Source organism: Stutzerimonas chloritidismutans (assembly GCF_020783375.1).
Taxonomy (GTDB): domain Bacteria; phylum Pseudomonadota; class Gammaproteobacteria; order Pseudomonadales; family Pseudomonadaceae; genus Stutzerimonas; species Stutzerimonas kunmingensis.
In genome coordinates, this window is sequence record NZ_CP086067.1 from 4457656 (window position 1) to 4466844 (window position 9189).

Consider the following 9189-nt stretch of genomic DNA (forward strand, 5'->3'; position numbering starts at 1 on the left):
AGCAGGCCAGCCAGGGTTCAACTCTCCGGTAGTATTTTCCGACCGGCACTACAAACAATTTGTATCAGCGGATGTGGGCCAATACACCCTGCAGTTCATCCAGCGAACTGTAGCGGATCACCAGCTGCCCTTTGCCCCTCTGTCCGTGCTTGATCTGCACCGGAGAGCCCAGGCGTTCCGCCAGGCGCTGCTCCAGACGGCTGATGTCCGGGTCGACCTTGACTTCGGCTTTCGGTGTTTCCTTGCTGCTCAACCACTGACGCACCAGGGCTTCGGTCTGGCGCACGGTCAGCCCACGTGCGACAACGTGCCGCGCGCCTTCGACCTGCTGTTCCGCCGGCAGACCTAGCAATGCTCGCGCGTGGCCCATCTCCAGGTCACCGTGTGACAGCAGCGTCTTGATCTCTTCCGGCAGCGCAATCAGGCGCAGCAAATTGCTTATCGAGACACGCGACTTGCCTACCGCGTCGGCAACTTGCTGCTGGGTCAGCTGGAACTCCTGTTGCAAGCGCTGCAGTGCGACGGCTTCTTCGATCGGATTCAGGTCTTCGCGCTGGATGTTCTCGATCAGCGCCATGGCAATGGCCGCCTCGTCCGGCACTTCGCGAACCAGCGCCGGCACCTTCTCCAACCCGGCCTGCTGGCTGGCGCGCCAGCGACGTTCACCGGCGATGATCTCGAAACGGCCACCGCTGACGGGACGCACCACGATCGGCTGCATCACGCCGTGGTTCTTGATCGACTGGGCCAGCTCCTCCAGGGCCTGCGGGTCCATATCGCGGCGCGGCTGGTACTTGCCGCGCTGGATCAGGTCCAGCGGCAGGTGCTGGAGTTCACGGGTATCGACCTTCGCAGCCTCTTCCTGCATTGCCGAAACGCTGGCGCCGCCGAGCAGGGCGTCGAGTCCACGGCCTAGGCCTCTTTTCTTGGTCGCCATGAGTAGTCCTTATGCGGGGGCGCCACGCGCCGACTGGCGCTGGCGTCGCGACAGTTCACCGGCCAGGGCCAGATAGGCCAGAGCGCCCTTGGATTGCTTGTCGTAGACCAGCGCCGGCATGCCGTGGCTGGGGGCCTCGGCGAGCCGGACGTTGCGCGGGATAACGGTGTCGTAGAGTTTGTCGCCGAAATGCGCCTTGAGCTGTTCGGATACATCGTTGGTCAGACTGCTGCGCGGGTCGTACATGGTGCGCAGCAGGCCTTCGATCTTCAGGCTGGGGTTGAGCGCCTGGCCGATACGCTGGATCGAATTGACCAGATCGGTAAGCCCTTCGAGCGCGTAATACTCGCACTGCATGGGAATGATGACGCCGTCCGACGCAGCCAGCGCGTTGATGGTCAGCATCGACAGCGACGGCGGGCAATCGATGAGGATGTAGTCGTAGTTCTCCCGCACCGGTGCCAGTGCTTCACGCAGGCGTTTTTCCTTGGCCGGCAGATTCAGCAGGGCCACTTCCGCCGCGGTCAGGTCGCGATTGGCCGGCAGCAACTGATAGCCGCCATGCTCGGAGAACTGCATGGCATCCACCAGGCTGCATTCGCCGATCAGTACGTCGTAGATCGAGTACTCCAGTCCGAGCTTGTCCACACCGCTACCAGTGGTGGCGTTGCCCTGGGGGTCGAGATCGATCAGCAGCACGCGGCGACGCGTGGCAACCAGCGAAGCCGCAAGGTTGATGCAGGTGGTGGTCTTGGCGACACCGCCCTTCTGGTTGGCAATGGCGAAAACTTTAGCCATGGTCAGTGTCTGTCCGGGTCATGAAGTGCGGCGCAGTATCAGCAGATGGCGCTGGCCTTGGCAACCGGGAACCTTGAGTACGTGACAGGCATCGAGGCGGAAGTCGGCGGGCAGCCGTTGCAGTTCGTCGTCCGGCTGCACGCCCTTCATCGCCAACCAGCGCGTCTGGGTATTGCCCAGATGCCGCGTCCAGCTGGCGAAGTCCTCAAGGGAACTGAAGGCGCGCGAGGTGATGCCGTCGAAGGCTTCCGCCGGCTGGAACTGCTCGACGCGGCTGTGCACGACTTCGAGGTTGGCCAGTTTCAGCTCCAGCTTCACCTGCGTCAGGAATCGCGTTTTTTTCCCATTGGAGTCCAGCAGCGTGAAGCTGCGATCAGGAAACATGATCGCCAGCGGCACGCCAGGCATGCCACCACCGCTGCCGACGTCCAGCCAGGTCTGTCCGGACTCGGCAACGAAGGACACCACGCTCAGGCTGTCGAGCAGGTGTCGCGAAACCATTTCGTCGGGATCGCGCACCGCGGTGAGGTTGTAGGCCTTGTTCCACTTGATCAGCAGTGCCAGGTACGCCAGCAACTGCTGCTGTTGCCCTTCACTCAGCTCGACACCGAGCGCCTGGGCGCCGCGCACGAGTTCGGCGGCATGGGATTCGCTGACCAGACTCATCAGGCGCTCTGCTCCAGCTGCTGGCCGGCATTGCGCTTCTTCAGATGAATCATCAGCAGCGACACCGCAGCGGGAGTGACTCCCGGAATACGCGAGGCCTGCCCGAGCGTCTCAGGCCTTGCCTGACCGAGCTTGTGCTGAATCTCCTTCGACAAGCCCGGAATCGTCGTGTAGTCGAGATTCTCCGGCAAGGCGATGTTTTCGCTGGCACGCAGTCGTTCGATCTCGTCCTGCTGCCGTTCGATGTAGCCGGCGTACTTGGTCTTGATCTCGACCTGCTCGGCGACCTGAGGATCCTGCGCACCGTCACCGGTCAGTTCGATCAGGCTCTGGTAATCGATTTCCGGACGAGCCAACAGATTGAGCAGATTGTACTCGCGGGCCAGCGGGCTGCCGAAACGCTCGGCGATGGCATCTCCCTGTGGTGTGCCGGGACGAACCCAGCAACTCTTCAGGCGCTGCTCCTCGAGCTCGATACCTTCGCGCTTGGCGCAGAACGCAGCCCAGCGGGCATCGTCCACCAGACCCAGTTCGCGGCCCTTCTCGGTCAGACGAAGATCGGCATTGTCCTCACGCAGGATCAGCCGGTATTCGGCACGCGAGGTGAACATCCGATAGGGCTCCTGGGTACCGAGGGTGATCAGGTCATCGACCAGCACGCCTAGGTAGGCCTCATCGCGGCGCGGACACCAGCTGTCCTTGCCCTGCGCCCGCAGCGCAGCGTTGGCTCCGGCGAGCAGTCCCTGGGCACCAGCTTCTTCGTAACCGGTGGTGCCATTGATCTGGCCGGCGAAGAACAGCCCGCCGATCACCTTGGTCTCCAGGCTGTACTTGAGATCACGTGGGTCGAAGTAGTCGTACTCGATGGCATAGCCCGGCCGCACGATGTGGGCGTTCTCCATGCCACGGATGCTCTGCACGATCTGCAGCTGCACATCGAACGGCAACGAGGTGGAGATGCCGTTGGGATACAGCTCATGAGTGGTCAGGCCTTCGGGCTCGAGGAAGACCTGATGGCTGTCCTTGTCGGCAAAACGATGGATCTTGTCTTCGATCGACGGGCAGTAGCGCGGCCCGACGCCCTCGATCACGCCGGAATACATCGGCGAACGATCGAGGTTGGCGGCAATGATTTCGTGCGTTCGCGCGTTGGTGTGAGTGATCCAGCAGCTGACCTGCGGCGGGTGCTGCTCACGATTGCCCATGAACGACATCACCGGCAGCGGTGTGTCACCCGGTTGCTCGGTCATAAGAGAAAAATCCACCGAACGACCATCGATACGTGGCGGCGTACCGGTCTTCAGCCGACCGACGCGCAGCGGCAACTCGCGCAGCCGGTGAGCCAGGGCGATCGAAGGCGGATCGCCTGCGCGCCCGCCTGAATAGTTCTGCAGGCCAATGTGGATAAGTCCACCGAGGAAGGTCCCGGTGGTCAGCACCACAGAATCCGCGAGGAAACGCAGACCCATCTGGGTCACGACACCCCGGACCTGATCCTGCTCGACGATGAGGTCGTCCGCCGCCTGTTGAAATATCCACAGATTCGGCTGGTTTTCCAGAGTGTCACGAATAGCAGCTTTGTAAAGCACGCGGTCAGCTTGCGCTCGGGTGGCTCGAACGGCTGGCCCCTTGCGGCTGTTGAGCACGCGAAACTGGATGCCGCCCTTGTCGGTGGCCATCGCCATGGCCCCACCCAACGCATCGATTTCCTTGACCAGATGACTCTTGCCGATGCCACCGATGGCCGGGTTGCAGCTCATCTGGCCGAGGGTTTCCACATTGTGGCTGAGCAGCAGGGTCTTCACGCCCATGCGTGCCGCTGCCAGCGCAGCCTCGGTGCCGGCATGGCCGCCGCCGATAACGATCACGTCAAAACGGGAAGGGAAGTCCACCACGCACCTCGTGCCTGTTCAGATGGGAATTCGGGAAGCCGCGAAGTATAGGGATTTAGCCAGTGCTAAAGAAGGGCTCTGAGCAAAAAATGACCAACCATCTGGCGGAGGCGAGTCGGTGGATAAACATTAGAAATAGAGAAGAAATATATAAGAAGCTTATTTATGTGTTTATAAATGGTGAAGCTCATTTCTGTGGATAACCACGTGGAGCCCTCGGCAGGCCTTCCTTGTGGCGAAGGATAAACCTGTGCTGCGGCTGGGCGCTGACGGTGTGAATACCGTCAGCATCCTGTGGATTAAAGTTAATCTTATGCACAGAGGGGTTTTTCACCAGCTTACGCCATGACTTTTCTACTGCCCTTAGGCGGCCTTTTCCACAGGGCTCATGGCGGGAATTTTCGGCAGCCGAATGCCATCGCCACGAATTTTCAGCGTAGCGTTGTGCATGAAAGGGGGCGGGCGTGGTTAGCGCCCGTGCAGTGTCATTTGCCGATGCAGAAGCTCGAGAAGATTCGCCCGAGCAGGTCGTCTGAGCTGAACGCGCCTGTGATCTCACCGAGTGCTTGTTGTGCCAGGCGCAGATCCTCTGCCAGCAGCTCACCGGCGCCGGCCAGCGTCAGTTGGGCATGGCCATGCTCCAGATACTGGTCAGCCAGACGCAGTGCGTCCAGATGGCGACGTCGGGCGCTGAAGCTGCTTTCAGCGGTCTGCTCGTAGCCCATGCACTGCTTGAGGTGTTCGCGCAACAACTCGATACCTTCGCCGGATCGTGCGCACAGGCTCAGGGTTGCCTGTCCGTTGTCGTCGAAGCGAATCGAGATCGGCTCACCGCTCAGGTCAGCCTTGTTCCGAATCAGCGTCACCCGGTTCGGCGCAGGGTTGGATTCGAGAAACTCCGGCCAAAGGGCTAGTGGGTCCTGCGCCTCAGGCGCACTGGCATCGACCATCAGGAGTACCCTGTCCGCTTCGCCGATGGCGCTGAGCGCGCGCTGCACACCGATCCGCTCGACCTGATCTTCGGTATCGCGTAGGCCCGCGGTATCGACGACATGCAGCGGCATGCCGTCGATCAGGATGTGTTCGCGCAGGACATCGCGGGTGGTGCCGGCAATATCGGTGACAATGGCGGCCTCACGGCCCGCCAGTGCGTTGAGCAGACTGGACTTGCCGGCGTTGGGGCGCCCTGCGATCACCACGGTCATTCCGTCGCGCAGCAAGGCGCCCTGCCCGGCTTCGCGCAGCACTGTGGATAACTCGGCTTTCACGGCATCCAATTGTGCCAGGACATGCCCATCGGCGAGGAAGTCGATCTCTTCTTCGGGAAAATCGATCGCCGCTTCGACATAGATACGCAGCTGAATCAATCTTTCGGTCAACTGATGCACGCGGCGAGAGAATTCGCCCTGTAGCGAACGCACCGCATTGCGCGCGGCCTGCGCCGAACTCGCTTCGATAAGGTCGGCGATCGCCTCGGCCTGGGCAAGATCGAGCTTGTCGTTAAGGAATGCGCGTTCACTGAATTCGCCTGGCCGAGCCAGACGAACGCCGAGTTCGACGCAGCGCTGCAGCAGCATATCCATGACAACCGGGCCGCCATGCCCCTGCAGTTCGAGTACGTCCTCACCGGTGAACGAATGCGGTCCCGGAAAGAACAGTAGCAGGCCTTCGTCGATCACCTCGCCGTCGTCTGCGTGAAATGCACCGTAATGTGCATGCCGCGGCGTTGGCTCACGGCCGGTCAGGGTAATGGCGATAGCCTTGGACCGTGGCCCTGATACCCGAACGATGCCTACTCCTCCGCGCCCCGGCGCGGTAGCGACGGCGGCAATGGTGTCGCGAACTGGATTCATGCGGCCTCCTTTCTGGACGGCAGATAGCAGAACGCCCCAATCAAGGGGCGTTCTGCATTGGCGGTTGAGGCGTCAGGCGGGCTTCGCCGCGGCCTCGATCTTGCGGGTAATGTACCACTGCTGGGCGATGGACAGGACGTTGTTGACCACCCAGTACAGCACCAGACCGGCAGGGAACCAGAGGAAGAAGAAGGTGAAGATCACCGGCAGCAGCTTCATCACTCGCGCCTGCATCGGATCCGGCGGTGTCGGGTTCAGCTGCTGCTGGATGAACATGGTCACGCCCATGATGATCGGCAGGATGAAGAACGGGTCTTTGATCGAAAGGTCGGTGATCCAGAACATCCAGGGCGCCTGGCGCATCTCGACGCTTTCCAGCAGGACCCAGTACAGGGCCAGGAATACCGGCATCTGCACCAGGATCGGCAGGCAGCCGCCCAGCGGATTGATCTTTTCCTTCTTGTACAGCTCCATCATCGCCTGGGACATCTTCTGGCGGTCGTCGCCATGCTGTTCCTTCAGCGCCTGCATTTTCGGCGACACCGCGCGCATGCGCGCCATCGACCTGTAGCTCGCCGCGGAGAGCGGGAAGAAGGCGAGCTTGATGACGATGGTCAGAACGATGATCGACCAGCCCCAGTTGCCCAGCAGCGCGTGGATGTTTTCCAGCAGCCAGAAGATCGGCTGAGCGATGAACCAGAGGATGCCGTAGTCGACGGTCAGACGCAGACCGGGGGACAGTTCTTCCAGCTTGTCCTGGCTCTTCGGGCCGGCATACAGCGTGGCGCCTGTCTCGCCCTGTGCGCCGGCAGGTACGGTAACAGCGGGGCCGGTGAAGCCGATGATGTAGTTGCCCTGGCTATCCTTGCGCGTCTGCACCTGGTTGGTATCGTCCGGCTGAGGAATCCAGGCGGTGACGAAATAATGTTGCAGCCAGGCGATCCAGCCACCCTGCACGCTTTCACGCAGGTTGCTTTCATCCATGTCGCCCATGGAGACCTTACGATACGGCTCGTCCTTGGTCCACAGCGCAGCGCCAAGGTAGGTAGCGGTGCCAGTGGCGGTGCTTGAGGAGGGATCGCCGCTGTTGTCGCGCTTGAGCTGACCGAACAGGTAACCGGTCCAGGGTTGACCGCTCTGGTTGTCGATCAGGTAGTTCACCTTCAGCGCATAGTTACCGCGCTCGAGGGTGAAACGCTTGATGTAGTTGACGCCATCAGCATTGTATTTCAGATCGACGACCACCTGATCCTGACCTTCGGCCAGTTGGTACTCGCTTTTCTCACTGCTGTACTGAGGACGCCCGCTGGCCTTGTCCGGGCCGTCGCCGATCAGGCCGCTTTGTGCTTCATAGACTCGCTCACCACTACGCTCGAACAGTTGGAACGGCACATCGGGACGATCCTGACGACGCGGGTACTGCGGCAGATGCAGTTCGACGATGTCGCCACCGCGCGGATCGATGGCCACGTCAAGCACGTCGCTGCGCACACGAATCAGCTGGCTGCTCGGCGCATTAGCCGGCAGGGCGCTGGCCTGTTGCTGGCCGGCAACCGCGGGCACATCGCCAGCGGTGCTTTCGCTGTTGGCGGCGGGGCTATCCGGAAGAGCCGGTACGCCCGGCTGGCTTTGCGCGGTTTCGGTCGGCAGGGCAGCCTGACCGTAGTCCTGATTCCATTGAAGAACCATCAGGTAGGCAACGACTGCTAGAGCGACGAGCAGTATCGAGCGTTTGATATCCATGGTTACTCGGCCATCGGAGATGAATTGGAAGTGTTATGAGAAGGCACGGGATCGTAGCCACCGGGATTCCACGGATGGCAGCGCCCCAACCTGCGCAGGCTCAGCCAGCCGCCACGCAACAGGCCATAAGTTTCGATGGCCTCGAGTGCATAGCAGGAGCAGCTTGGATAGAAACGGCAGTGACTGGCCATCATCGGACTGATGGCGTACTGGTAGACCCTGATCGAAGCGATGGCCAATTTACGCATGGGTGCTGTTGGCGGCTCCAGGTTCGACGGAGGTCTTGGATGGGCTGCGTGACAGTCGCTTCCAGAGCTTGGCGAATTGCTTCGCCAGTTCGGGATTGTCCAGATCAGCCAATCCCTTGCGGGCGATGATCACGATGTCCCAGCCCACCAGATCCGACTGGTGATGGCGGAAGGTCTCACGTATCTGCCGCTTGATGCGGTTACGTTCGACCGAGAGCTTGACGCTTTTCTTGCCGATCACCAGCCCAAGGCGGGGGTGTTGCAGATCGTTCTCGCGTGCCAACAGCAGGACGTTCCTGCCAGGCACCTTACCGGAAGGGGAGTCGAAGACTGCCTTGAATTGGCGGGGAGTCAGCAGACGCTTTTCCCGGCCGAAGCCCCGACTCACTACCTGTTCCGATATCAGACGGTCAGACGCTTACGGCCTTTGGCGCGACGACGCGACAGAACCTGACGACCGTTCTTGGTGGCCATACGTGCACGGAAACCGTGAGTACGAGCGCGCTTGATGGTGCTGGGCTGGAAAGTGCGTTTCATGGTGCGTTTACCTGGTGATCCATTGCGGGCCGGAATGGCCCCCTTTTAAGAGACCGGCGATTGTAGAGAAGCTATCGAGCCAGGTCAATTTCCAACCAGCCCTGCATGGATGAAAAAAATAAGTAGAAAAGAAATATAAGCTCTTAAGATGTAATGCTTATATATGTGCAGCACCTTTTCTGTGGATAGATGGCTACAGACCTTAGGAGACGGGCGCTCCCGCGGATGCAAACTTGGTGCGAAAGCGGTGCTCACCCCGTGCAGAGGCTCTGCGCAAGCTGGGGATTAAAACTCAAGATATCCACAGGCGGTGTTAATCAGTGCTTTTGAACAGGCTTGACCACTGCCCTCAGGGGTATTTATCAACAGACTTGGCGACAATGCTTTTCCATGCGTTGAGTGGTTGACCAGACCTAGGGTATTCCGTCCTGCGCTTCAGGTTTGTTGTGGATAACCTGAGGGCGTGCCGTTACAATGGCCGCCGTCTTACCTCGACTGAGTCGATAGGAGCTTCC

At 60.6% G+C, this 9189-nt stretch carries 9 protein-coding genes; all 9 read right to left on the reverse strand.

What is annotated here, in order from left to right; genetic code table 11:
- Window positions 1-64: 64 nt before the first annotated feature.
- The 9 genes from LLJ08_RS20920 to rpmH all read right to left on the reverse strand — a co-directional run bounded on the left by LLJ08_RS20920 (window position 65) and on the right by rpmH (window position 8674).
- Window positions 65-937, reverse strand: coding sequence for a ParB/RepB/Spo0J family partition protein (locus LLJ08_RS20920; protein WP_014822274.1), 873 nt, complete (start codon window positions 935-937; stop codon window positions 65-67).
- A 9-nt stretch (window positions 938-946) separates the two neighbouring features.
- Window positions 947-1735 (reverse strand): ParA family protein, encoded by a 789-nt coding sequence (locus LLJ08_RS20925; protein WP_014822275.1) that lies wholly within the window; start codon window positions 1733-1735, stop codon window positions 947-949.
- Window positions 1736-1753: 18 nt separating this feature from the next.
- Window positions 1754-2401, reverse strand: a complete 648-nt coding sequence (gene rsmG, locus LLJ08_RS20930) for a 16S rRNA (guanine(527)-N(7))-methyltransferase RsmG (RefSeq protein WP_014822276.1) — start codon at window positions 2399-2401, stop codon at window positions 1754-1756.
- Window positions 2401-4293, reverse strand: a complete 1893-nt coding sequence (gene mnmG, locus LLJ08_RS20935; protein WP_014822277.1) for a tRNA uridine-5-carboxymethylaminomethyl(34) synthesis enzyme MnmG — start codon at window positions 4291-4293, stop codon at window positions 2401-2403. Before mnmG ends, rsmG begins: the two co-directional genes overlap by 1 nt.
- A 485-nt stretch (window positions 4294-4778) precedes the next feature.
- Window positions 4779-6146: a tRNA uridine-5-carboxymethylaminomethyl(34) synthesis GTPase MnmE gene (gene mnmE / locus LLJ08_RS20940; RefSeq protein ID WP_023446454.1), complete on the reverse strand. Its 1368-nt coding sequence runs from the start codon at window positions 6144-6146 to the stop codon at window positions 4779-4781.
- Window positions 6147-6218: 72 nt separating this feature from the next.
- Window positions 6219-7889, reverse strand: a complete 1671-nt coding sequence (gene yidC, locus LLJ08_RS20945) for a membrane protein insertase YidC (RefSeq protein ID WP_023446453.1) — start codon at window positions 7887-7889, stop codon at window positions 6219-6221.
- Window positions 7890-7891: 2 nt separating this feature from the next.
- Window positions 7892-8137: a membrane protein insertion efficiency factor YidD gene (gene yidD / locus LLJ08_RS20950; RefSeq protein WP_023446452.1), complete on the reverse strand. Its 246-nt coding sequence runs from the start codon at window positions 8135-8137 to the stop codon at window positions 7892-7894.
- Window positions 8130-8525, reverse strand: coding sequence for a ribonuclease P protein component (gene rnpA, locus LLJ08_RS20955; protein ID WP_023446451.1), 396 nt, complete (start codon window positions 8523-8525; stop codon window positions 8130-8132). Before rnpA ends, yidD begins: the two co-directional genes overlap by 8 nt.
- Before the next feature lie 14 nt (window positions 8526-8539).
- Window positions 8540-8674 (reverse strand): 50S ribosomal protein L34, encoded by a 135-nt coding sequence (gene rpmH / locus LLJ08_RS20960; protein ID WP_003290924.1) that lies wholly within the window; start codon window positions 8672-8674, stop codon window positions 8540-8542.
- Window positions 8675-9189 lie beyond the last annotated feature (515 nt).